A 24,233-nucleotide genomic window follows, 5' to 3' on the forward strand; every position below is an offset into this window, starting at 1 on the left:
ACGATCTCGTTCGTGGACTGGTCGAAGACCACGGGGACGTCGCCGACGGCGGTGAGCTGGAATTCGCCGACGGCCGGGAAGTCGCTCTTCACGGCAGGGTCGGCCAGGCTGGCGACCCGGTAGAGCGACTTCTTCGTCGGGGAGACCGCGAGGATCTCGCCGTCTTTGGTGACGACGGCGTGGCCGCCCTCGCCGAGCTCGAGCAGCGGCTCGGTGGAGACGAAGTTGAACTGCAGGTCGCCCACCGCCGGGATCGCCCACAGATCACCATCGGGCGACACGATCGTGAGAACCGTTCCGCCGTAGGAGACCTCGGCACCCTTGGGAACATCGATCGCCGAGGTGACCTCGGTCGTGGCCGGGCTGACCGACTCGACGCGCCCGCTCAGCGGGTCGTACATAAAGAGGGTGTCGGCGTCCTGCATCACGTCGAAACTCGCCGACGAGGCGGTGACGGAGCCGTTGAGTTCGTCGATCTGCCGGTTCAACCGGCCACCAAGCAGCTGCTGGCCGTTCGTGACCCAGACGTCGCGAGACGTCAGATGCACGTCAGAAATCGGATAGCCCGGATGCAACGCCGCGATGGTCAACGGAATACCGGCGACCAGCGCGATCACTAGGGCGGACGCGGTCGTCTTATGGCGCTTCGTCCACGCGCTCAGACCAGTCAAGCGATTCCCCCGGCATTGATTGATCCCCGTGTGATCGGCACTGCTTCCCCGGCCGATCCATTTTCAGGCTAACACGGGGGTCGCTTTTCGCGGCCTCCCGAACATGGGTAGATCTACCCATGGGTCGGGGTCAGCCGGGCGCGCACTAACGGCTCGGACCAACGGTGCCCATTTTCGAGATGTAGGTCTCTTCCCTTGCTTAGTTGCAGTTCGGTGCGGACCCGGCGTTACCCGGGAACGAGTAGTTGTTGGGACCGAGCATGGTGATGGTGAGGCCGCCGGTACTCTGCCAGCTGGTCAGCGACACCGATCCGCTGGCACCCAATACGTAGGTGTTGGAGTGGCTCAGACCGGGCTGATCGCTGTAGATCGTATAGGTGCCGGGCGTGATGTTTGCGTATTGAACACCGTCGTGTGGAAGGCCCTCGCCCTGGCCGCGAACGTCGCTGGTTGTGCCCTTGCAGTACGTCGTGGACGGAGTGATAACGACCGGCGGGTCGGGCTTCGGGGTCACGACCGTGTTGCCCGAACCGGCCGACGGTCCGGAACCACTGCTGTTGCGCGCGTACACGGTGAGGTTTCGGGTTCCGCCGTTCTTGTCGACGGTTATGGACGCGGTCGTTCCGGTCGTGACACCGCCCTGGCCGCTGTTCGTCGACCACACGTATTCCAGCCCGTCGGCTGCTTGGTCTGCACCGCCGTTGGTTGGAGCCGACCAGGTCCAACTCACAGTCATCGGTCCCTCGCCGCCACCCGGGGTGGAGACGTTCTGCGGAGCGAGCGGAACCGGTTCCTTCTGGATCACTAGCGTGTTCGAGGTTCCGGCGGGTCCCGACCTGCCACCGGGGTTTGTCGCAGTGACGGTAATCGTGTAGCTGCCCTCGTTCTCGCTGAACGACGCGCTCGTGCCGGTGGTGCTTCCCGATTTGCCGGAACTGGTGCTCCAGCTATAGGTCGTCGTTCCACCGGTACCGGGCACGGCCGGCCAGCTCGCGTTGATGTTCGCCGTGGCCCATTTGCTTCCGGTGCTCAGCGTCGGCGTGACCTGCGCGGGAACGCCGTACGGCGTAATCTGGTCGCTCGCGGGCGACCACTCGCCGACGCCGTGCTGATTGATCGCCCTAGCTGACAGCGTGTACGGCGTGCCGTTCTCGAGCCCGGTGATGGTGCAGTCGGCGCCGGCGGTACAGTTCGTCGGCGTCGCGACCGACGGGTTGGTCACGACCTCGTAGGAGGTGATCGGCTTGCCGTTGGCGGCGGGCGCGATGAACCGGAACGTAGCTGACCTGTCACCGCCGACTGCCTGACCGTTGAGCCGCGTAGGCTTCGCCACTTGGTCGGGCACATCGCTGACGGTGAGCGTTATGGTGCCGTTGACCTTGCGGTCGCCGTCTTCTGTCGCGTCCTGCACCGTATAGACCACCTCGATCACGCCGCTCTTCAGCGTGGCTGCGGGCCGGATGGTGATCGTGTCTTTGGTCTTGGTGATCGTCGCGGGCTCGCCCGTGTTCTGCACGACGGCGTCGGTGATCACGAGCGGCTCGCCCGTCGTCTGGTACGGGTTCGAGTCGTTGGCGAGCGCGCTCACGGTGATCGATCCGCTGTTCGCGTTGCGCTTCATCTCCAGGGTGTCGGTTACGGCGACCGCGAGGGGGCGTGTCGATCCGACGACGGTCACATCGATCGTGCCGGGAACCGTGAACTTGTCCCAGCGCAGCGTCACGTTGAGCGTGTACGTCGCGCCCTTCTTCGCGTTGCGCGGCGCGGTCAGAGTGAGTTGCGACCCGCTGAGTCTGGTCTGCAGTCCTGCGACCGACGGGCTGATGTCCGAGTAGGTGACCTCCTGCAGGATCTGCGGGTTGGGCTGACTCGTCGATGCGCGCAAGTCGATCGTGGTGGTCTCGCCGACCTCGACTTGCGCGTTCGGGGTGGTGAACACCGGCGGGGTGTCGCGAAACTCGGGGTCGCCGACCACGATGTTCAGGCGCAGCGGCGCTGAGACCCCGGCAGGGTCGTTCTTCGAGGCGCCGTCGAACGCCGTGAAGTTGATCGCGGCCGGTCCGCGGTAGTCCTTCGGTGGCGTGAACGTCAGCGTGTCTTTGTCGACATAGTTCGGCGTTCCGTCGCTCTGCAGCGCGCTCACGCTCTGTTCGTCTGGGATCCACGCGTCTCGGCCCGAGGGCACGTCGAGGATGTCGTCGAGGTCCCACTGCCGGGTCTCGTTCATGCTTACGTACTGCACGGGCAGATTCGGATCGATGCGCGGCGGGTTGTCGAAGCCTTCCTCGACCGCAGCGGGTACGAGGATGAACGCCATCGCGCTCAGATCGTCGGCCTCGTTGGTGACGCGGTATGCGATGGCTTGGCGGTTCTCGCCGGGCGTCACCTCGATCTTGCCCGCGGACTCGAGCTGGGTGGCGGCGCCGGCGTTCGGTCCCTCGATTGACACGACGAGCTCATCGGTCGGCCCGGACGGGTTGAACGCCTTGCCGTCGAACACGTCGACGGTATAGGTCGCCTTGCCGGCGATGTCTTTCTGCAGGATGGGGATGTCTGCGGCCGTCGGCGGCAGGATAGGCGCGTTCGGGTTCACTTGAACCAGCACGTAGCTCATGGTCTTGCCGCCGAGGGCATTGGTGAGCTCGTAGCGCAACGAGAACGATTGTTCGGTGTCAGGAGCCGTCAGCACGAGGTAGCGCTGGTCTGCCACCTCCGCGTCGATGCCCTCTGGCACGTCGACCAGGGCTGTCGACACCTTGATCGGCGAGCCCTGCGGATCGGAGTCGTTGGCGAGCAGATCGACCTGTGCAATGCGTCCCGGACGCACCGAGACGGCGTCGGGAACGGCGTTCGGCTGCTGGAAATCGGTGGGCGGCGGGATGACCGCGATCTTGATTTCCGCTTGGCCGGTCGCCCCGAACGCGTCGTACACCTCGTAGCTGAAGACGTCGGTGCCGGCCGCCGCCTCGGACGACTCGTAAATGAAGTAGTCAGTGCCGGTCTCCACGATCGCGCCGAACGCCGGGTTGGTGGGGAAGTTGAGCAGCTGGGCCGAGTCGCCGTCGGGGTCGATGCCGTTCAGCGGCACGTCGATGCGGATCGAACCGCCGGCAAGCACGCGGCCGATGAGCGGCGTCGGAACAGGATTTTGGTTGCCAGGGGTATCGACGGCCGTCACTGTGAACACCGCCGTGGCGGTCGCGGTCTCGTTGAACGGGTCGAGCACGCGGTAGTCGACGCGGTACTCCCCCGGCGTCATCGGCGCTTGAAAACGCAGCGTGTTCTTCGACACGAAGGAGAGTCCGTCGACGGGCGGCGTCACGAGGTTCTCGTCGAGCGTCATGGTCGAGTCGTCGGGGTGGAAATCGTTGGCCAACACATCGAGCGTCGTGATGTCGCCGACGCGCACTTTCGCGGTGTCGTTGGCCGCGACGGGCGGCTGGTGTTTGGTCAGCGCGGGAACCGGAACGACGGTGATGCCCGCGGTCGCGGTGGAGATGCCGTCGCTCACCGTGTAGGCGAAGTTGATCTGTTCGGTGAGCGCGGCCGGAGAGGTCACCCGGACGAGCGTGCTCTCGAGCAGTTCGACGACGAGCCCCTTCGCCGTGAGTTCCGGCGCGACATCCACCGACTGGACCGCGAGCACTCTGCCCGCCGGACTCACATCGTTGGCAAGCACCGCCACCGTTACCGGCTCATCGCCGCGCAGGTACGCGGTGTCTTTCACCGCGACCGGCGGGACGTTGTCGTCGGCCGGTTTCTCTCTGACGTCGACGCGCACTATACCGACGCTGTTGTTGGCCCCGGCCTGCAGCGTGTATTTCACGTAGTACACGCCCACATTGGCAGACGAGAAGCTGATGGTCGAGGCATCGGGGTTGGATGTCGCGACGGCACCGTTACCCGGATCCTCGATCGCGACGAGCGCGAGCTGTGCGCCGGAGGGCGAGAGGTCGTTGGCGAGCGGCTTGACGACTACGGACTCGTTGACAAACGCCGTCGCGTAGTCGGGAGTGCCGATCGGGTTGAGGGTGCCCACGGGCTCGACCTTCACGGTGAGTGTGCCCTGCGTGGGCGCGCCGCGTCCGTCGCTGACCTGAAACTGCACCTCCTTCTCGCCCACTTCGGACGTCGCGTGGGTGAACGTGATGAAGCCGTCGGGCGTGAACCGCACGAGGTCGCCCGACTTGGGGCTCGCCCCCACGAGAAAGAGGTCGTCGCCGTCGGGATCGCGCCAGTCGGTGAGCACGTTGTAGCTGACCGTCTGGAACGCCTCCACGCTGACACCCGCCTCGCGGATCGCGACCGGCGGCTCGTTGCTCGTGTCGGGCACGACACTCGCGCTGACCCGGGCCTGGGCGAGTCCGCCCCGCCCGTCGTCGACCGTGTAGGTGAACGCAATGGTTCCGACGAAATCAGTGCGCGGGGTGTACTGCAGCGCACGACCGCCGTCGATCGAGTCGAGGCGGCCCGTCGACTCGTTGACTGGATCGTAGGCCGAGATGACCAGAACGTCGCCGTCGGGGTCGGTGTCGTTGTCGAGCAAAGGCAGGATCGTCGTGCGGCCCGGACGGATGCCGTACTCGTCGTCGATCGCCGTGGGCGGCCGGTTCACCTCGGAACGGTCGGCGAGGGTGTCCTCGAACGACTGGATGGCCGACTTCTCGTCGCCCACCTCCTCGGATTCCTGCTCCTCGGGCGGGGTGACATCGTCCCAGTTGTCGACCAGACGCATGTTCTCGTCAACGAGCCAGGCGTTGCCGTTATAAAGGTCGTTGAGCGCGATCACGGAGCGGTTGACGCGAAACACGATCTGGCCCCCGGCGCCCGCCTGCGGGATGTCCTGCACAGAAGTCTCTGCGCCGTCACACGCGGCGATGTATTTCTGGGCCTCTCCCCACGCGCCGTGCGCACAGCCGTCGAGGTAGACGGGTGCCGAGACCTGCAGCGGGTCGACGACAGGGGTCGCGACTCCGGGGTCCAGCTTCTCGACTTCCCCGTTGCCCAGGGCGACGCGCAAGAGCGAATCGCCGGTCGCCACGAGAACCGTGTCGTCGTCGGTACCGACCTGCTGCAGGCGCAGGGCGGGGTCTTCGCCGAGCGGGTAGACCGCGCCATCCTCGGTCACAATCTCGTTCGTCGACTGGTCGAGCATGACCGCCCGCTCGCCCACCGCCGACAGCTGGAATTCGCCGAGCGACGGCAGAGCGGTCTTGACGGGGGCGTCGGCGAGGCTCGCCATCCGGTAGAGCGCCGTGTTCTCGCGTGACACGGCGAGCATCGTGCCGTCTCTCGTCACCACGGCGTGGCCGCCCTCACCGAGCTCGACGAGTGGCGGCATTGCCACGAAGTTGAACTGCAGGTCGCCGACCGCGGGAATCGCCCACAGGTCGCCCTCGGGCGACACGATTGTGAGCACCGTTCCGCCGTAGGCGACCTCCGCATTCTTAGGCACGTCGATCGCCGAGGTCACCTCGGTCGTGGCCGGGCTCACCGATTCGACCCGGCCACTCAGCGGGTCGTACATGAACAGGGTGTCGGCATCCTGCACCACGTCGAAGCTCGCCGACGAGGCCGTGACCGAACCGTTGAGTTCGTCGATCTGCCGGTTCAACCGCCCGCCGAGCAGCTGGGAGCCGTTGGTGACCCAGACGTCGCGCGAGGTCAGCTGCACGTCCGAGATCGGAAATCCCGGATGCAACGCCGCGATCGTCAACGGCACGCCGGCCACGAGCGCGATGACGAGGGCCGTGGCGGTCGTCTTATGACGCCGGGTCCACGCCCGCACCGACATCAAACCGCGGACCCCGGTGCCGTCTGTGTCGGAGTCGTCAGGGCTTGAGTCGCCTGGGCTTGAGTCGCCTCGGCTTGAGTCGCCTTGATCTTCTCTGCCTCGACGTGTTCGGTGTCGTTACGGTTCAGCAGGTAGAGGTCGTCCTGACTCACCAGCCGCGTCGCCACCGCGTACTCGACGAGCCGCAGCCGCCGGTTGGTGGCGAGGTTGCCTTTGCCGCCGCGCAGCCCCTGCACGCCGATCTTGTCGAGCTTGTCACACACGTTGTCGAGCTTGCGGTTGAACGTCGTCATCGACCAGTGCAGGCGCTCCGCGGCATCGGACGAGGTGGGGATTTCGCCGCGACCGGGCGAAGACTGGCGAAGCACGTTCTCGGCGAGCGCCACGATCAGCAGGCGCTGCGTGCTTGTGAGCGGCACCGGTTCGATCGTCGTCGAACCGCCCGTGCCGGCGACCGCGGTCGAGGTGTCGAAGTAGTCGTCGGCCGAGTGGATGGTGAACTCGTAGGTGGTGCTGCCCGCACTGAAGAGCACCTGCATCTGGGAGAACACGATGGGCAGCTTCGCTCCGGGGGCGAGCCAGGCCTGAACTTGGCCGGTCGCATCCGTCACCGTCGCCGACAGCAGGTTGCCCACGTTCGCGAGCCACCACATGCCGAAGTCCTCGTAGATGCGCAAGAAGCGGCGGTGCAGGTACGGGTTGTCGTCAATCACGAGGTCGGATTCGCGGCCGATGTGGAAGTCGGCGGGGTGTTCGACGTCGTACCACTCGCCACAGAACTCGATCTTCAGCGGGTTCATTGCGGGTAGCACTGTTGCAGCGGGTCGGCCGAGGTTTTCGTGCCGCGCTTGACGCTCACTTCGATGCACACCGTCTCACCGGGCGAGTACGGGTCGACCACGATCTGGTCGGTGGCGATGGCGCGCAGCTGTTCCCCGGGGCGGTCGTACCGCTTCCAGACGAACTCGTCGCCCTCGACCGGTGCGGGATTCACCATGGTGAAGGTGAGCGTCGTCTCGCCCGGTACCGCGGCGCCGATCGTCGGAGTGGGGATGGCGGAGGCGACGATCGCGTCTCCCCCAGCGCCGGGGGCCTGGCTCGAGGCCGCGGTCGGCGCGGTCGGCACGCCGCCGAGCACGATGCCGGCGGCCACCGCGCCGGCGATCAGCACGGCCGCGGCGATGCTGCCGATGAGCACCCACGGCGGGCGCGGTCGGTCGGCGGGCGTCGTCGGTGCGACCGGCTCGGGCGCGGCCTCGACGACGGGTGCGGCCTTGCGGCGCACCACCGTCTCCTCCTGCACGGGAGCCGACGAGTAGGTTCCGGCCGCGGTCGGCGGCTGGGCGACGACGTTCTGGGTGGCGCGCACCAGCGTCACGTCGTCGTTCGGCGTGACGGCGACCGAGAACGCCCGCGACGACGGTCCGTCGGGCTGGGCCTGGATCGTGGCGACGGTGCGGGCGCGCGTCGCGTCGGCGTCGTCCGCCTCGCCGTCGCGCTGGGGGGCTTCGATCAGCAGGTTCGGAACGTCGATCGCGGTGGGCGTGTAGCCGAGCTCCAACTCGACCCGCTGCAGTGCGCGGGCGAAGTCGACGGCCGTGGCGAACCTGTCGTTGCGGTCGCTCGCCATGCCCTTCTGCAGCACCGCGGTGAGCGAACGAGGGATGTCGTCGCGGGCCATCGGCGTGATCGCGCCGCGTTCGATGCGACCGATCAGGTCGAGGGTGCCGTTCGACCGACCGCGCACCTCGAACGGCGTCTGGCCGGCGAGGATCGTGTAGATGGTGGCGGCGAGCGAGAACACGTCGCTGCGCACGTCGGGCTGCGGGTCGTCCTCGAACATCTCCGGCGGCGACCACGGCACCGACATGCCGATCGACGCGCTCTCCGTGCCGCCCGTGCCGGTGTCGGCGAGAGCACCCTCGAGGGTGCCGGTGTGCACGGGCAGCAGGTCGTCGTCGACCGCGCTCGAGATGCCGAAGTCGGTGAGGGCCGGCCAGCCGTAGTCGTTGCCGAGCACGTTGGCCGGCTTGATGTCGCGGTGCAGGATCCCGGCGGAGTGCGCCGTGGCGACCGCGCTCGACAGGCGCACGCCGGTGCGCAGGGCGTCGGCCACCTGGAAGGTCTCCTGCTTGTAGCGCTCGGCGAGGCTCGGCCCCGAGCAGTACTCCATGACGAAGTACGGACGGTCGTCGCCCGCGACGTCCGCGTGATAGATCGTGACGATATACGGATGCGCCGAGAGCTGCGCCATCAAGTTCGCTTCCGCGACGAACGCAGCCCGGTTGGCGCCGACCAGCTCCTCGGTCAGCAACACCTTCACGGCCACGCGCCGCTTCGGCAGCTTCTGCTCGTACAGGAAGACGTCGGAGAAACCGCCCGAGCCGAGCAGGCGCACGAAGGTGTACCCCGGGAGTTCCGGGGGTTGCGAAGCGGGGCGTCGCATCAGAGCTTGTTCTCGATCACGCGTTGGTTCACAGTCCGGCCTCGTCCACGGTAAATGTCACGCCGCCCCCCAGGTCGACCACCGTACCCACGATAACGGAGGTCGGCTCACCTGCACGAAGTTTCTGCGGTTCTTTTCCGGGCATTGCAATGGTCGTGCCGTTGCGCGAGTGCAGGTCGGTCACGACGACGGTTCCGCCCTCGAGCACGAAGCGCACGTGGGTGCGCGAGATGTCCTGGTCGGCACCGCCCACGGTGATGAGTTTCGGCATCTTGCCGCCGGAGACCTGGCTGACGCTCGGCGAGCGGCCGACCAGGATCGGCTGGCTCAGCGGCTCGCGCGTTCCGTCGGCGAGAACGAGCGAGACGACGGGCGCTTCGGGCTGGATCGGCGGGGTGTCGGCGTCGGTCTTGGATTTGCGGCGGCCGCGCAGTTTGGCGATGTCCGAGGTGAGCACCGTGTGCCCGTCGTGGTCTCCGGCCGATTCGGCGGAGGGGGCATCCGCCTCGGCCTCCTCTTCGTCGCGCACGGCGGCATCGGCCACCGACCGATACATCGTGTCGCCGAACAGGTAGTCGTAGCCCTCCGGTGACGACTCCAGGTTGTCGATCGCTACCGTCGGGGTGTCGTCGGACGCCTCGGCGGGCGGCTCGGCCGGCGGCTCGCTGACCGTGGCCTCGACGTCGATCTCGACGGGCGCGGGCGGTGTGATCACGACAGGCGCTGCGGTCGCTTCGACATGCTCAGCGACCGGTTGCGCTTCGACGGGCTCAGCGACCGGGACCTCGCCCACCGACAGCGACGCGATCCAGGCGGCGCCCGTCTCGAGCGGCAGCGCGGGCACGGCGGCCGCGGTCGCGCCACCGACGACGAGCGACACCGAGGTCGCGCGGTCGATGCTGCGTTCGATCCAGGTGGAGACCCCGCTTCCCGACAGGGTCTCCTCGCCGCCGGCGCGGGTCACGGTCACCGTCACATCGCCGCGCACGATGGCGCGCAGTCCAGCGGTGAAGTCGAGCAGGGCGAACGGCGGCGTCGCCGACAGCCCCTTGCTCGTGACCAGGTCGAGCGTGCGCTGCAGCCCGTCGGGGAGCCCGACGACCGACCACAGCGCCGCGACGAACGCGTCGTTGGGCGAGGCACCGACCACGAGGATGCGGGACGCGCTCGAGAAGGCGATCCAGCCGCCGCTCGTCGCCGCGACGGCCTGCCGGGTGCTCACTGTCGTCATGCTCTCGGTCTCGTCTCTTCCAGCTGGTTGGACATGGCGTCGCGGTCGACGGTGTCTTCGCCGCCACCCACCCCGACGAGGGAGGCCCCGATCATGTCGGATTCGACCACGACCACCGTGACGTTGTCGGAACCGCCGGCCGCCACGGCGGCGTTGACGAGGCGTTCGGCGAGAGTCATCGGCAGGCCGTCGGTCTCCCGAAGCACCTCGGCGGAGTGGAAGACCATGATGCGGGCGATCTCGTCGTCGCTCAGCTCTTTCGTCAGTCCGTCGGAGCAGAGCAGGAACGTCTGGTGCCCCTTCGCCGGCAGCAGCCAGACGTCGGGGTCGACTTCTCCGTCGGCGCCGAGCGCGCGGGTCACGATGTTGCGGTCGGGGTGCTTCTCGGCCTCGCGCTTGGTGATGTGGCCCAGATCGACGAGCTCCTGCACCGCGGAGTGGTCGACGCTCATCTGCGAGAGGGTGCGGCCGTCCCAGCTATAGGTGCGGGAGTCGCCCACGTTGAAGGCCATCCAGTGGTAGTTGTTGTCGCCGCCCACGTCGACGAAGGCCATGCCGGTGAGGGTGGTGCCGCTGATCGCGCCGCCGGGACCCTCGCCCGCGGTCAGCTCGAGCACGGCCTCGTTGGCGAGCCGGATGGTGTCGAGCACGCGTTGGGCTGCCGCCGGGTCATCCGTCTCGAAGGCGGCGGCGAAGGCGGCGATGGCGGCCTGGCTCGCGCGATCACCGAAGGAGTGTCCGCCCATGCCGTCGGCGACCACGAAGAGCGGCAGGGCGGCGAGGAAGCTGTCCTCGTTGAGCTTGCGCACGGCGCCGCGATGGGAGTGCGCGGTGTAGCGGAACTGTGCCGTCAGGTCGGGCAGCGTCAGTTGCTCCCGTACGTCAATCGACATTCCCACCCAGCTTTCGCGTGCACGATCGAACCCCACGAACTCCGCGGCGGCGAGCAACCTTCCCCCACGGTACCAAGTCGTGACCGGCCGCAGAGATAAACAGATGGGTAGTACTACCCATGCCCGGGCTACGGGGTGACGGCGTCTGCGAGCAGGCGGCCGATGATCTTGCCGCGTTCCCCGCCGCGCGCGGCCCGCTCGGTGAGCACGGTGAGTCGGGCCACGGTCGAGTCCTTCTCCGCGCGGTCGCGCACGAGGTAGACGTTGCGCCAGACCTTGCCGGCGAAGAGCACGACGGCCACGAGCTGCGCCCGCTCGTCTGCCGGCTCGCCCAGCCAGGCGGCATCGAGCTGTGCGCGACGTTCCCGCAGCACCTCGGCGCCGAGCGACGGCAGGGCGGCGAGAGGCTTGCGCTCCTCGACCACGAGGCCTCGCGCCGCGAGACCGGCGATCAGGAGCGTCGAGGACCCCAGGTTGGACAGCCCCCACGTGATACTGCGGTCTTTCGTCTGCCGCCAGAGCAGTGCCCGAGCCTCGTCGAGAGCCGCGTCATCCGAAGCATGCTCCGTCGCGACGAGCGCCTCCCGAACCGTGCGCGTGCGCTCCACCGCGACCCGGTCGTGCTCGACGAGGTCGACCAGTTTCGCGGCGGAGAGCACCTGAGCCTCGGAACCGTTCACCTTGCCGTTGCGCAGCAGTTCGCCCGTGACGGGGTCGTAGTGCAGAACGAGGTAGAGCTCCTCGGCGAGCGAGAGCGGCTGGCTAGTGGGCATCGGGGCGATCGTCGGACTCGACGGGTGCCTCGACCTTGTCCGCGACGGCGGGCTTCTTTCGCTCGTCGGAACGGATCTTCAGCAGGCTCGCGATCGTGGCGACGGCCATGGAAGCGACGATGACGATGAGCGAGGTGAACGTGTCGATCTCGGGCGCCCACTCGACGTGCTCGCCGCCGTTGATAAAGGGCAGCTCGTTCTCGTGCAGGGCGTGGAAGAACAGCTTCACGCCGATGAACGCGAGGATGAACGCGATGCCGTACTTGAGGTACACGAGGCGGTCGACCAGGTCGCCGAGCAGGAAGTACAGCTGGCGCAGACCCATGAGGGCGAAGATGTTGGCCGCGAACACGATGAACGGGCTCTGGGTGATCCCGAAGATCGCGGGAATCGAGTCGAGCGCGAAGACGATGTCGGTCGTGCCGAGGGCGATGATCACGATGAGGATCGGGGTGAAGACCTTCTTGCCGTCGATCACGGTGCGGATCTTGGCACCGTCGAAGTCGTCGGTGATGTCGATGCGCTTGCGCAGGAAGCCGATGATCTTGTTCTCGGTGTCTTCCTCTTCGTCGTGGCTGGTGAAGGCCTGGTTGAAGGCCGTGTAGACGAGGAAGAGGCCGAAGAGGTAGAAGACGGCGCTGAACTGCTCGATGACCACTGCGCCGAGCATGATGAAGATTCCGCGGAAGATGAGGGCGAGGATGATGCCGATCATCAGCACCTCCTGCTGGTACTTCCTCGGCACCGAGAACCGCGCCATGATGATGACGAACACGAACAGGTTGTCGATAGACAGGCTGTATTCGGTGAGCCAGCCCGCCACGAACTGGCCGGCGTGCTCTGCGCCGCCGACGAAGAACATGATCACCGCGAAGATGAGCGCGAGCACCACATAGAAGGTCACCCAGAGCGCGGACTCTTTTGTGCTCGGGATGTGCGGACGCCGGTAGGCGAGCACGAGGTCGGCGATGACGATCGCGATGAGCACGGCATACGAGGTGATCTCGAAGGCGAGGGGCAGTTCGACGTCCATGGAGGAGTCCGTTCCAAAAGGGTGTGGGCAGGGGAAAACCCGAAAGTCTCTCCCGCAGTATCGACAAAACGATAGTGCCGCCGAGACCGGAGCCGCGGCGATGGGGCTCGTGTTGACGATCTCGGCGAGATGGGATACTCCCCTTCGCAGGTGTCCACGATACAGGACTCTCAGCGAGGCCCCCCTACAATCGGCGGGTGAGCGAAATCCCGACCAGTCCCCGTGAATACCGTCAACAATCCGCCTGGGTTTCCGGTGTCGGCTACCTGATCTTCTTCAGCCGGTGGCTGCAGGCTCCCCTCTACCTCGGGCTCATCGTTGCCCAGGTCGTGTACGTCGTCGTCTTTATGGTCGAACTCTGGCATCTTGCCGAGATCGTGTTCGTCGACCTGTTCAACGGCGGTGAGATTCACATCGAAGAGTCGTTCATCATGCTGTCGGTACTCGCGCTCATCGACGTGGTGATGATCTCCAACCTGTTGATCATGGTCATTATCGGCGGCTACGAGACCTTCGTGTCGAAGATCAAGATCGACGGCCACCCCGATCAGCCCGAGTGGCTCTCGCACGTGAACGCGAACGTGCTCAAGGTGAAGCTCGCCATGGCCATCATCGGCATCTCGTCGATCCACCTGCTGAAGACCTTCATCGAGGTCGGCGACCTCGGCTCGACCAGCCCGAGCGCCGACAGTGTCACCGGCGAGGTCTACACCTGGGACGGCGTGCTGTGGCAGGTCATCATCCACATGGTCTTCATCGTGTCGGCCATCGCTCTGGCGTGGATCGACAAGATCTCCCAGGGTCACCCGGCCATGACCAGGGCCTTGGAGCAGCACGAGAGCGAGAAGCGGCCGGTATCGGCCGACGCCTCGGCCTGACCCGGCGATAGCCGCGTCCCTCTCGACGGAAACCCGCAGAGGGTCTAGCCTGCGAGAAGTGGATACCGACGTAGCGAGAGCCGTGGAAGAGGGCCTGCTCATCGGGCGCTCCACGGTCACGCTCGCGACGAAGAACTACCTCATCGTGGGCGCACTTCGAGAGGGCAGATCGCTGCACGACCTCGACCTCGACGGCTTCGTCGCCGAGCAGCTGTGGCAGTTGTCGGTCGAGCAAGACGGTTACGCGGCCCGCACCGCCCGCAGCGCACGCACGGCACGCACGGCCGTCGGAGCCCTGCGCCACCAGCACGACTACCGACCGGCAGACGTGAAGGTGCTCGAGGAGCGCGCGCTCATCTACTCCGAGCTCGCCCGGGCCTTCGCCGATCTAGCGGCCGACCCGTCCGTCGGTGCCGAGCTCGCCGAGTCGGCCCGCGCCGATGCCTGGTCGGAACTGAGTTCGGTCATAGTCAAACGACTCGACCTGATCGCCCGGGCGGCGGCAGACCCGGCGTACGAAGGCACCCGCCGGGAGGGCATGACCGCGGTGCGCGAAGTCGACCTGCCCACTCTAGAACCCGACTACCGGCGCTGGAGCTAGAAGTCCGGTAACCCACATGCCCGACCATCGCAAGGCGTTGCCGCATCCAATCGCCCCACCAAGGATGGGATGATGAAACAGGTCACGTACGCAGGAACTTCGTTCATTACCGGCACCGCTATCGCTGACTCCCTGCTTTCACTCGTGGCGGCCCTAGGGGCCAGCAACGGTTCGGCCTCGGTGCACGTGCCAGCGCTCGACGCCGAAGACAGGCCTACGTCGGTCGACCTTGTGATCGGTCCGGCGAGCGAGGTCGTCGCCATCGAGATCCAAGGCGCAGCCCCCGAACTGATCGACGAGGCGGCCGTCGAGGCGCTCGACCATCAGGCGCGCGCGCTGATGCGGCCGCAGGCCGTCGCGTCGAGCCACGATATGGACCGCATCTGGACGTCGCCCGACCTCGAGGTGTAATCCGCTGCCTGCCCGCGCCCTACAGGGTCGCCGCGAGTTCCGCGGCCACCTCGTGGCCGATGTGGATCGCCCCGTCGACGTGCTGGTAGCCCTCGCCCGCTATATCGCTGCTCGCGAACCGGATCGGGCCGACCGGGCTGCGTAGCTGCGATCCCCAGCGCGCGAGCCCACCGAGGTCGAAACTTGCGGCGTACGCTCCGCCGGTCCACTCCTCCGACACCCAGTCGCTCTCGAAGTAGACGGACGGCGAGCGCGCCTCGTCGCCGAAATAGCTGGCGAGAGAGTCGAGGATGACCCGCTGCCGCTCGTCAGCCGGGAGAGCGAGCATGCGATCCGCGGTCTCCCCCGCGACGAACGCCACGAGCGTTCCGGCATCTTCGCCGTAGCCCGAGTTGTCGTAGGCCTCGTGCGCCACCTGGAACGGGCTGAAGGCCGTGCCCGAGAGGCCGGCCGCGCGCCAGAACGGCGTGGGGTACACGGCGTGCACCTTGATGACGAGTCCGAGCGAGAGATGCTGGTGCATCTGCTGGCGCGCCGGCGGCAGGGCGGGGCTGAATGCTATGCGGCCGTAGAGGTTCGGCGGAACGGCGACGACGGCGCGGCGCGCTCGCACCACGAGCCCGTCGGTCGTGACGACAACGCCGTCATCGCTGTACTCGATGCCGCGCACCGGCTGCGACAGGTGCACCCGGTCGCCCAGCCGTTCAGCCAACAACAGCGGAACCCGCTGGAGGCCGCCGACCACCCGGCGGTCGAGGATGAAGTCGGCGTCGACGAGGTGCTCGAAGCCGCCGGCGCTCGAGGCCATGAGCAGGGCCTGCAGCACCGAGAACGCGTGGGCCGGCTTGGTGAGCATGGCCTCGGCGACGAACAGCGCGACGTTGGCCCGCGCTTCGGCGTCGGCGCAGTTCTGCTCGAGCCACGCCTCGAACGACTGAGCGTCGAGCTCTGCCGCGCGGGGGTGGTTCCACGGCTCCGACGGATCCACCTCAGCCGTGAGCCCGGAAAGCAGGGCGATCAGCCTCTCGATCTCGTCCTGCGTCGACTGTGACGTCGGGAAGAGATCGCCGGTGAAGCGAGTGGCCGAGCCCGCGGCATCCACATAGACGCTGTCGCCCTCTCGATACCGCTCGAAGGTCTCGAGACCGAGTTCGTCGAGCATCGCGATGAGCGCCCGTTGGTCGGGCGAGACCCACTGGCCGCCGAGCTCGAGCACGGCGCCCTCGACGGTCTCGGTGCGCAGGCGTCCGCCGACGCGGTCGCGTGCTTCGACGACGAGGGTCGAGAAGCCGGCCTTCTGCAGGTCGGTGGCGATCGTGAGCCCGGTCGCCCCGGCTCCGACGATGACGACGTCACACTGGAGTTCTGTCACTGGATGATCCTTCGGGACGGGCCTCAGCGGCGCGGCGAGTGCTCCCGATGGTAGCCCGGCTACGCCGCGACCGGCAGCCTGTGTGCGTGCTCGCGGGCATAGCGGCGTGCGCGACGGATCTGGAGCACCGCGAGTGGCCCAATGATCACCGCGGTCGCCGCAAGCAGGCTCAGGACAGGGACGGCCAGTCCGGTCGTCGATCCGGCGACGAATGTGTCGAGTTGAGAGAATGCGATGCCGACATAGAACAAGGCGAGGAAGCCGAGCTGGAAAGCCTGCACCGTCTGCCAAGTCGCCGCATACTTGGCCGCCGCATCCTGCTCCGCCTCGTTGAGGTCCATCGCCTTTCCTTGGATAACGACCCGCGCGATATTGGACGTGCGACTGATGTCACTACCGGTGATCGCGCCGAGCCGACGCGCGAACGGCACCGACACGAAAACGCTCGCGACCGCTCCGGCGGTGAACGCCAGTTGAAGCGCAACCAGTGTCCGCTCGAGCGGCGCGTCGGGCTGCACAAATGCGAAGCCGACCAATACCACCACCAGCGTGCCGAGGAACCAGATCGCGATGGTGCGCACCCCGCGCACGATCTCCGCGCGCGTGATGGGCGCCCAGACCACCTGCACCTCCGGCTTGCGGTACTTGGCTGCGATTCTCGGGCTCGCGAAAACGACTAGCCCGGTGAGCGCCCCTCCGATACCGATGAAGGCAACCGGCAGCCATATGGATGATCCCTCCAACGCCGCGTACGTCACGATCGCGACGGACGCGAGAAACTCCAGAACCAGCACCACCCGCAGGTAGACGCGGAAATAACGTCGAGCATCGGTGTTTCTCACGTCCCAGTAGATCGCGACCGCGGCCACGCACACGGGCCCGCACACAAAGACCGTAAGCGCCGCTATTGCAAACACAAGCGAGCCCCCCAGGGGCGGCTCGGCCTGCGCCACGAGAAAGAGAACGCCACCAACGGTGAGTGCGGCCGTGATAGCGACCAGCGATACGAACCAGAGTGTTTTCACCGCGTCAGTCAACCGGAAACCCCGATAACTGAGTAGACCTTGACTTAACGCGCCGGGTGGATCAGGAGTCGGCGGGCACCCGCACGGTGAGTCCGCCGGGCTCGAGCCAGGTCTTGAACGCCATGGCCTTGCCGAAGCCGTCGCCGTCGAGTTCGATCTCCTCGGGCTTGGCCAGGCGCAGCGCCAGAGTGGTGCCGGTGGTGTACTTCAGCGCGTCCACGTCGCCCGTCGACAGCTTGCGGCCGGCCTTCGTGCGGCTGAGCACGCCGTTCTCCCAGAACACCTTGCCGAGGATCTGCAGCCAGCCGAGCACGCTCTTCGGGTCGAGGATGAGTACGTCGAAGACGCCGTCGTCCACCGCGGCATCCGGCATCAACAGGATGTTCGCGGGAAGGGAGCCGCAGTTGCCCACCATGATCGAGTGCGCGCGCACGTGACGCTCGCGGCCCTGATCCAGCTTGTAGCGGAAGTTCAGCGTGTCCTTGTCCTTCGCGACGACGGCGATCGCCTTGACGTAGGCCAGCCAGCCGGCCTTCGCCTTGAGGTCGTCGTCGGTGTTCGCGATCATCTTGGCGTCGATTCCGAGCCCGGCCATCACGAGGTAGCTGTGCTGGTCGACGCTACGGTCTTCGCGTTCGATCTTGATACGGGCGATGTCGATCGCGCGGTCGCGACCGGTGAACGCCGACTCGATGGAGTGGTCGAGGTCGTTCAGCGTGAGCTTGAGGTTGCGGGCGAGTAGGTTGCCGGTGCCCGAGGGCAGCAGCGCCAGGCTGGCGTCCGATCCGCGCATCGCCTCGGCCACCGCGCGAACGGTTCCGTCTCCGCCCGCCGCGATCACGAGGGTGGCACCGGCGGCGAGTGCCTCTTTGGTCGGCCCCTGCCCCGGGTCATCCGCTGACGTCTCGAAAAATAGTGTCTCGGGCCAGCCGGCCTCCGCTTCGTACCGGGCGACCGATTCCTTGATGGCGTCGATGTCGACCTTGATCGGGTTGTACACCACGGCCGCCTGGCCCACCGCGGCGCTCGACGGAGCCGTCGGCTCGTCGTTCGGACGTTCTGATGTTGCGGTCATGGTTGTGCTCCTCGGCGGTGGGGGGGGGTGGACTCCGCGTATTCAGCCTGTTGACTGGCGGGTCGGACATATCGACGGCGTCGGCGAACGGTAAAACGACCGTATCGGAACGCCCCTCGCTGGCGAGCATTTGGGCATCGGCTTGATTTCTCGGCGAATGGATGCCTCCGCCGCAGGCTTGCGACGGCGGTCACCGTTCGCGGCCGTAGGATTTCATCGGGGGCCTGTCGACGCGACGCGCCAGAACGGACGACAGTGGACTGGCGCAAACTGCTCAAGGCGGCACCGACCGTACTTGCGGTCATCAACATCATCATCAGGGTGGCGGCCGTCGTGCGCATCCCCCGCGACCGCCGGCCCACCTCGGCCATGGCGTGGCTCGTCACCGTCTTCGCCCTCCCGATCCCGGGTGCGCTGCTCTTTCTGCTGTTCGGCAGCAGCAAGCTTCCGCAAGACCGCCGCGACAAGCAGAGCGAGATCAACAGCTACATCGTCGACACGACCTCGGGACTCGACCTCGTGCGCCAGGACGCGACCTGGCCGAGGTGGCTCGAGTCGGTCGTCGAGCTGAACACGACCCTCGGCTCGATGCCGCTCGTGGGCGGAAACACCGCCGAGCTGCTTCCCGACTACGCGCCCTCGATCGCCGCCATGACGCGGGCCGTCGAAAAGGCCGAGCGGTATGTGCACGTCGAGTTCTACATCCTCACCCGCGACGACACCACCGCAGGGTTCTTCGCCGCACTGGCCGACGCCCGCGCCCGCGGCGTCATCGTGCGGGTGCTCTACGACCATATCGCCACCCTGCGGCACCCCTACTTCGCCCAGACCAAGGCGTTCCTGCGCGACGCGGATATCCCCTTCCGCGAGATGCTTCCGTTCAAGCCGTTCCGCAGCGCCTGGCGCCGACCCGACCTGCGCAACCACCGCAAGGTGCTCGTGGTCGACGGCGTCGTCGGGTTCATGGGGTCGCAGAATATGGTCGACCCCAGCTACAACAAGAAGGGCAACATCAAGCGCGGCCTGCAGTGGAAAGACCTCATGGTTCGGCTGGAGGGTCCCGTCGTCGCGGGCGTCAACGCGATCTTCGTCACCGACTGGTACGCCGAGACCGGCGAGCTGCTGACGCGCGAGACCGACCCCATGCACGCGGTGCCGTCCGACCGCGCCATCGACTGCCAGGTGGTGCCGAGCGGCCCGGGCTTCGACAAAGAGAACAACCTGCGGTTGTTCAACGCCCTCGTCTACAGCGCGCAAAGCCGCCTCGTGATCGTCAGCCCCTACTTCGTGCCCGACGACTCGATGCTCTACGCGATCACGACCGCCGCCGAGCGCGGCGTCGAGGTGCAGTTGTTCGGCTGCGAGGTCGCCGACCAGGCCGTCGTCTATCACGCGCAGCGGTCGTACTACGACACCCTGCTCGACGCCGGCGTGCGCATCTTCCTCTACGAGAAGCCGGTCGTGCTGCACGCCAAGCACTTCACGGTCGACGACGACGTGGCGGTCGTCGGATCGAGCAACATGGACATGCGCTCGTTCAGCCTGAACTTCGAGGTGTCGCTCATGGTGCGCGGGCGCGACTTCGTCAGCCGGCTGCGCGCCGTGGAAGACGACTACCGCAAGCATTCGCGCGAGCTCACCATCGACGAATGGCGAACCCGCAGCGTGAAGTCGCAGGTGCTCGACAACGTGGCGCGCCTCACGGCGACGGTACAGTGAGGCAGTTATGAGCGAACCAACGGCCGACGCCGTCGACACAGTCCGAAGCGGAGCATCGTCGCTCCGCAGCAGCAGCGTGTTCCAGACGCTGGCCCGCGGCGGGTACGCCGTCAACGGCCTCATCCACATTCTCATCGGGGGCATCGCGATCTCCGTGGCGTCGGGCGGTGGGGGCGAGGCCGATCAGGGCGGTGCCCTCGCGCAGGTCGCGAGCTACCCGTTCGGCGAGGTCATCCTGTGGGTCGTCGTGGTCGCCCTCGCGGCGCTCGGTCTCTTCCAGCTCGTCGACGCAGCGCTCGTGCGCGGCCGGGAGAAGTCCGACTGGGCCGAACGCGGCAAGGAGGCCGCCAAGGGAATCGCCTACCTCGCCGTCGGCGCATCCGCTCTGACCTACGCCATGGGCGGCTCGTCCGACAGCGGCAACCAGACGCAGGACCTCAGCGCCTCCCTGCTCGCGGCGCCCGGCGGCGTCGTGCTGCTCATGGCCATCGGTGTGATCACGATCGCCGTCGGCGTCTACTTCGTTGTGAAGGGCGTCCGCCGCACGTTCCTCGAAGACCTGGCCCTGCCGAGTGCGCGGTGGAAGCGGGGCGCGACCGTTCTCGGCGTCGCCGGCTACGTGTCGAAGGGCGTGGCCATCTTCGTGGTCGGGGTGCTCTTCATCGTCGCCGCCGTCACGGCGGACGCGAGCGAGGCCACCGGCCTCGACGGGGCGTTAAAGTCGCTCGTCGCTCTTCCGGCGGGCGGAGTTCTGCTGATCGCGATCGGCGTCGGGCTCATCGCCTACGGCGTCTACTGCTTCGTGCGGGCGCGCTTCCGCTCCTAGTACGCGCCGCGGCGCGATCCACAGCGAATCCCCAGCGCAATCCACGAGAAATCACTGCACAGAGTGCGTCGGTGCACTTAGTGTATTCACGTGACCACCGCGAACATCACCATCGACCGACGGGCCGCCCTCAAGGCGCGGCATCGTCAGGCGATTCTGGATGCCGCGGCAGCACTCATCCGTGAGCGCGGTAAACCACGCTTCAGCGTCGACGAACTCGCCGAGCGCGCGGACGTCGCCCGCCGCACCGTCTTCAACCACTTCTCGTCGCTCGACGACATCGTGCAGATCACCTGCACCCGGGTGCTCACCGATGCCGTCGACGAGTTCCGCGCAGCGACCCGCGCAGCGCCGACCGGTGGCAGCCGACACGCACTGTTCTCCGAGATCGCTGCCGCGGTGCAGGGCATGGACCTCCCCTCCGTCATCGCCTACCTGTGGGGCGTGCTGGCCGAAGACGGCGAAGACGGCCGCTCCGAATCGGCCATGCAGAACGTGTTCGCCCACGCCACCGATCAGCTGTCGATGGAGATTGCGGGACGCAGCGACGAACTCGATCAGCTCGAGGTGGAGGTGCTCGTGAGTTCGCTGATGAACGGCGTCGCCGTCGCCGCCCGCCACTGGATCACCCGCACGGGCGCGAGCCTCGACCCCGCGTCCCGTGGCATCTGGGACGAACTGCTCGCGCGCCTGCTCGCCTCCGTGCGAGCCGGATACGCGGCCCCCGCCTGACCCGATACCGCTTCACCCCCCTCCCTTCCCGATGGCGCGATGTGAGACGTACGACCCTCCTGCGACACCCACACCGCTAAGAAAGAAATCAGAGGAACATGGCATCCCTTCTCTACCGACTCGGTCGGTTCTCCGCCCGCCGGGCCTGGCTGGTCATCGTCGCGTGGGTGGTCATTCTCGGCCTCGCCGGCGGCGCATACGCTCTCTTCGGCGGAACGCTCACCTCCGCGGTCAGCATTCCGGGCACCGCCACACAGAAGGTGAGTGACGAGCTCGCCGAGAAGTTCCCGCAGGCGAGCGGAGGGCGCGGCACTGTCGTGTTCACCACCACCGACGACTCCGCGTTCACCGACGATCAGAAGACCGCCATCGGCGACCTGCTCACCGAGACGAACGACCTCGACGACGTCAAGGCCACCACGAACCCGTTCGACACGCAGGCCCAGCTCGACGACCAGGCGCAGCAGATCGTCGACGGACGCGCGCAGATCGCGGATGCCACGGCTCAACTCGAGGCCGGACAGGCGCAGATCGACGCCGCCAAGGAGCAGGCGGCAGCGGGTCAGGCGCAGCTCGACGCCGCGAAGGCACAGGCCGGAGCCGCGGCCACTAGCGGCCCGCTCGCGGCGCGATTCGCCGCACAGCAGGCGCAGATCGACGCGGGTACCGCGCAGATCGACGCCCAGCAGGCCACCCTCGACGAGGGTCGCGCCGAGTTGGAGACGAAGAGCACCGAGCTCGAGCAGGGTTCCGACCTCCTCGACCTCGCCGCCGAGATCCGCCAGGTATCGAGTGACGAGACCACCGCCGTCGGCAGCATCCAGTTCGACAAGTCGCTGAACCTGGTGCCGGCCGAGGCGAAGGAAGCCATCGTCGAGACCATGAGCGACGCCGACATCGACGGCGTGGCCGTCGAGGTGTCGAACGACATCGCGGCGAGCATCCCCGAGATCCTCGGCCCGGGCGAGATCGCCGGCGTCATCTTCGCGGCCGTCGTGCTGTTCGTGATGCTCGGCACGCTCATCGGAGCGAGCCTCCCCCTCATCAATGCCCTCATCGGTGTCGGCGTCGGTGTGCTCGCCTCGCTCGCCCTCTCCGGCACGGTCACCATGATCTCGGTCACGCCCGTTCTGGGCGTGATGCTCGGCCTCGCGGTCGGCATCGACTACTCGCTGTTCATCCTCAACCGGCACCGCACACAGCTGCGCAGCGGCGTGCCCCTGCAGGAGTCGATCGGACTCGCCAACGGAACGTCGGGTAACGCCGTCGTCTTCGCGGGGTCTACCGTGCTGATCGCTCTACTCGCCCTCAACCTCACCGGAATCCCGTTCCTCGGGCTCATGGGTACGGTCGGCGCGATCTGCGTGTTCGTGGCCATCCTCATCGCGATCACCCTGACGCCGGCCGTGCTGCGGCTGGTCGGCACCAAGATCCTTACCAGGAAGGCGCGCAAGGTCATCGGCCAGGCCGACGCCAAGGTGCGCGTGCCGAACAAGCCGATGAACACCCTGCGCGCCGTCGTGACGGTCGTCGCCGGCATCGCCGTGCTGCTCATCATCGCGATCCCCGCGCTGTCGATGCGTCTCGGGCTGCCGGCCGGTTCCTCCGAGCCCGTCGACTCCAGCGCCTACAAGGCCTACAAGCTGATAGACGACAAGTTCGGTGCCGGGGTGAACGGCCCGCTGATCGTGGTCGCCGACCTCGACCAGGCCATCACCGACGACGAGCTCGTCGGCGAACAGGTGCGCATAGGACAGCTGCTGAAGGCCGAGAACGACGTCGTGGCGGTCGCCCCCATCGGTGCATCCGACGACGACCTGCTGCTCGCCTTCCAGGTCGTGCCCGAGGGCGGACCGACCAGCGAGTCGACCGAGCAGCTCGTGCGCGACCTTCGCGGGCTCGAGATCGACGGCGTCGCGTCCCTCGGCGTCGCCGGTAACGCCTCGGGCAACATCGACGTGAGTGAGAAACTCGCCGACGCCCTGCCGCTCTACCTGCTCGTTGTCGTGGGCCTCTCGCTGATCATCCTGATCTTCGTGTTCCGCTCGATCCTCGTGCCGGTCACCGCGACGCTGGGCTTCGTGCTCTCGCTGTTCGCGGCGTTCGGCGGCATCACCGCCGTGTTCCAGTGGGGCTGGCTGGCGCCGGTCTTCGGGGTGCACGATCCGGGCCCCATCCTGAGCTTCCTGCCCATCCTCGTGGTCGGCATCCTGTTCGGACTCGCGATGGACTACCAGCTGTTCCTGGTGAGCGGGATGCGGGAGGCGTACGCGCACGGAGCTCCGGCCCGTCTCGCCGTGCAGCGGGGACTCCACGCGGGGCGCGCGGTGGTCATCGCCGCGGCACTGATCATGATCTCGGTCTTCGGCGGGTTCATCTTCTCGAACTCGGTGATGATCCAGTCGATCGGTCTGGGCCTCGCGCTCGGTGTGCTGCTCGACGCGTTCGTCGTGCGACTGCTCATCATCCCGGCGGTTATGCACCTGCTCGGTAGCGCCGCGTGGTGGATGCCGAAGTGGCTCGACCGCATCCTGCCCAACGTCGACGTGGAGGGCGCTTCGCTCGAACGCTCGCACCCCACGCATGACGAGGAGCCCGAGCCCGTCCGCGTCTAACCAGCGAACGACGAAGGTGCGGAGCCGGGCCGATGGCCCGGCTCCGCGCCGTCGTCACTAACGCTGGGGTGAGCGGCGGCCGAGCCGGGGTTCGCCGTGCACCCCGGGGGCTGTGGCTTATACACATATCCGAGCCCA

17 protein-coding genes and 1 pseudogene are annotated in these 24,233 nt (G+C 67.0%); 7 read left to right on the forward strand and 11 right to left on the reverse strand.

Annotated elements, in window-relative coordinates; genetic code table 11:
• The 8 genes and pseudogenes from ACLQ6X_RS00015 to ACLQ6X_RS00050 all read right to left on the reverse strand — a co-directional run.
• Positions 1 to 671, reverse strand: a pseudogene (locus tag ACLQ6X_RS00015) (hypothetical protein); the annotation flags it as partial.
• Positions 672 to 870: 199 nt separating this feature from the next.
• On the reverse strand, positions 871 to 6,465 hold the full coding sequence (locus ACLQ6X_RS00020; protein WP_411698127.1) for an Ig-like domain-containing protein: 5,595 nt from the start codon (positions 6,463 to 6,465) through the stop codon (positions 871 to 873).
• Positions 6,465 to 7,265: a hypothetical protein gene (locus ACLQ6X_RS00025; protein WP_411698111.1), complete on the reverse strand. Its 801-nt coding sequence runs from the start codon at positions 7,263 to 7,265 to the stop codon at positions 6,465 to 6,467. The genes ACLQ6X_RS00020 and ACLQ6X_RS00025 overlap by 1 nt, the downstream gene beginning before the upstream one ends.
• Positions 7,262 to 8,911, reverse strand: coding sequence for a protein kinase domain-containing protein (locus ACLQ6X_RS00030; RefSeq protein ID WP_411698112.1), 1,650 nt, complete (start codon positions 8,909 to 8,911; stop codon positions 7,262 to 7,264). The genes ACLQ6X_RS00025 and ACLQ6X_RS00030 overlap by 4 nt, the downstream gene beginning before the upstream one ends.
• Before the next feature lie 28 nt (positions 8,912 to 8,939).
• Positions 8,940 to 10,142, reverse strand: a complete 1,203-nt coding sequence (locus ACLQ6X_RS00035; RefSeq protein ID WP_411698113.1) for an FHA domain-containing protein — start codon at positions 10,140 to 10,142, stop codon at positions 8,940 to 8,942.
• Entirely contained in the window at positions 10,139 to 11,035 is an 897-nt protein-coding gene (locus ACLQ6X_RS00040; RefSeq protein WP_411698114.1) for a PP2C family protein-serine/threonine phosphatase, read from the reverse strand. The genes ACLQ6X_RS00035 and ACLQ6X_RS00040 overlap by 4 nt, the downstream gene beginning before the upstream one ends.
• Positions 11,036 to 11,163: 128 nt before the next feature.
• Positions 11,164 to 11,808, reverse strand: a complete 645-nt coding sequence (locus ACLQ6X_RS00045; RefSeq protein ID WP_411698115.1) for a hypothetical protein — start codon at positions 11,806 to 11,808, stop codon at positions 11,164 to 11,166.
• A complete protein-coding gene (locus ACLQ6X_RS00050) occupies positions 11,798 to 12,841 on the reverse strand; it encodes a TerC family protein (RefSeq protein ID WP_411698116.1) in 1,044 nt (347 codons plus the stop codon). The genes ACLQ6X_RS00045 and ACLQ6X_RS00050 overlap by 11 nt, the downstream gene beginning before the upstream one ends.
• A 197-nt stretch (positions 12,842 to 13,038) precedes the next feature.
• Between ACLQ6X_RS00050 and ACLQ6X_RS00055 the strand changes: the two genes are divergently transcribed.
• The 3 genes from ACLQ6X_RS00055 to ACLQ6X_RS00065 all read left to right on the forward strand — a co-directional run bounded on the left by ACLQ6X_RS00055 (position 13,039) and on the right by ACLQ6X_RS00065 (position 14,731).
• Positions 13,039 to 13,719 (forward strand): TIGR00645 family protein, encoded by a 681-nt coding sequence (locus ACLQ6X_RS00055; protein WP_411698117.1) that lies wholly within the window; start codon positions 13,039 to 13,041, stop codon positions 13,717 to 13,719.
• 58 nt (positions 13,720 to 13,777) lie between these two features.
• Positions 13,778 to 14,320, forward strand: a complete 543-nt coding sequence (locus ACLQ6X_RS00060) for a hypothetical protein (RefSeq protein ID WP_411698118.1) — start codon at positions 13,778 to 13,780, stop codon at positions 14,318 to 14,320.
• A gap of 72 nt (positions 14,321 to 14,392) precedes the next feature.
• On the forward strand, positions 14,393 to 14,731 hold the full coding sequence (locus ACLQ6X_RS00065; RefSeq protein WP_411698119.1) for a hypothetical protein: 339 nt from the start codon (positions 14,393 to 14,395) through the stop codon (positions 14,729 to 14,731).
• A 19-nt stretch (positions 14,732 to 14,750) separates the two neighbouring features.
• On the opposite strand, the gene ACLQ6X_RS00070 is transcribed toward ACLQ6X_RS00065, so the two are convergent.
• From ACLQ6X_RS00070 to ACLQ6X_RS00080, 3 genes are all read right to left on the reverse strand, one after another.
• Complete coding sequence (locus ACLQ6X_RS00070) at positions 14,751 to 16,103, reverse strand: flavin monoamine oxidase family protein (protein ID WP_411698120.1); 1,353 nt, start codon at positions 16,101 to 16,103, stop codon at positions 14,751 to 14,753.
• A 59-nt stretch (positions 16,104 to 16,162) separates the two neighbouring features.
• Positions 16,163 to 17,128: a hypothetical protein gene (locus tag ACLQ6X_RS00075; protein ID WP_411698121.1), complete on the reverse strand. Its 966-nt coding sequence runs from the start codon at positions 17,126 to 17,128 to the stop codon at positions 16,163 to 16,165.
• Between the two features lie 61 nt (positions 17,129 to 17,189).
• Positions 17,190 to 18,203, reverse strand: a complete 1,014-nt coding sequence (locus tag ACLQ6X_RS00080) for a diacylglycerol/lipid kinase family protein (protein ID WP_411698122.1) — start codon at positions 18,201 to 18,203, stop codon at positions 17,190 to 17,192.
• A gap of 255 nt (positions 18,204 to 18,458) precedes the next feature.
• Here ACLQ6X_RS00080 and cls point away from each other — a divergent pair, with 255 nt between their 5' ends.
• The 4 genes from cls to ACLQ6X_RS00100 all read left to right on the forward strand — a co-directional run bounded on the left by cls (position 18,459) and on the right by ACLQ6X_RS00100 (position 24,095).
• A complete protein-coding gene (cls, locus tag ACLQ6X_RS00085) occupies positions 18,459 to 19,922 on the forward strand; it encodes a cardiolipin synthase (protein WP_411698123.1) in 1,464 nt (487 codons plus the stop codon).
• A gap of 7 nt (positions 19,923 to 19,929) precedes the next feature.
• On the forward strand, positions 19,930 to 20,748 hold the full coding sequence (locus ACLQ6X_RS00090) for a DUF1206 domain-containing protein (RefSeq protein ID WP_411698124.1): 819 nt from the start codon (positions 19,930 to 19,932) through the stop codon (positions 20,746 to 20,748).
• Positions 20,749 to 20,838: 90 nt separating this feature from the next.
• Positions 20,839 to 21,480, forward strand: a complete 642-nt coding sequence (locus ACLQ6X_RS00095) for a TetR/AcrR family transcriptional regulator (RefSeq protein ID WP_411698125.1) — start codon at positions 20,839 to 20,841, stop codon at positions 21,478 to 21,480.
• Between the two features lie 98 nt (positions 21,481 to 21,578).
• On the forward strand, positions 21,579 to 24,095 hold the full coding sequence (locus tag ACLQ6X_RS00100; protein ID WP_411698126.1) for an MMPL family transporter: 2,517 nt from the start codon (positions 21,579 to 21,581) through the stop codon (positions 24,093 to 24,095).
• Positions 24,096 to 24,233: the final 138 nt, after the last annotated feature.

The sequence above is a fragment of the Conyzicola sp. genome (assembly GCF_046714715.1).
Taxonomy (GTDB): Bacteria; Actinomycetota; Actinomycetes; order Actinomycetales; family Microbacteriaceae; genus Conyzicola.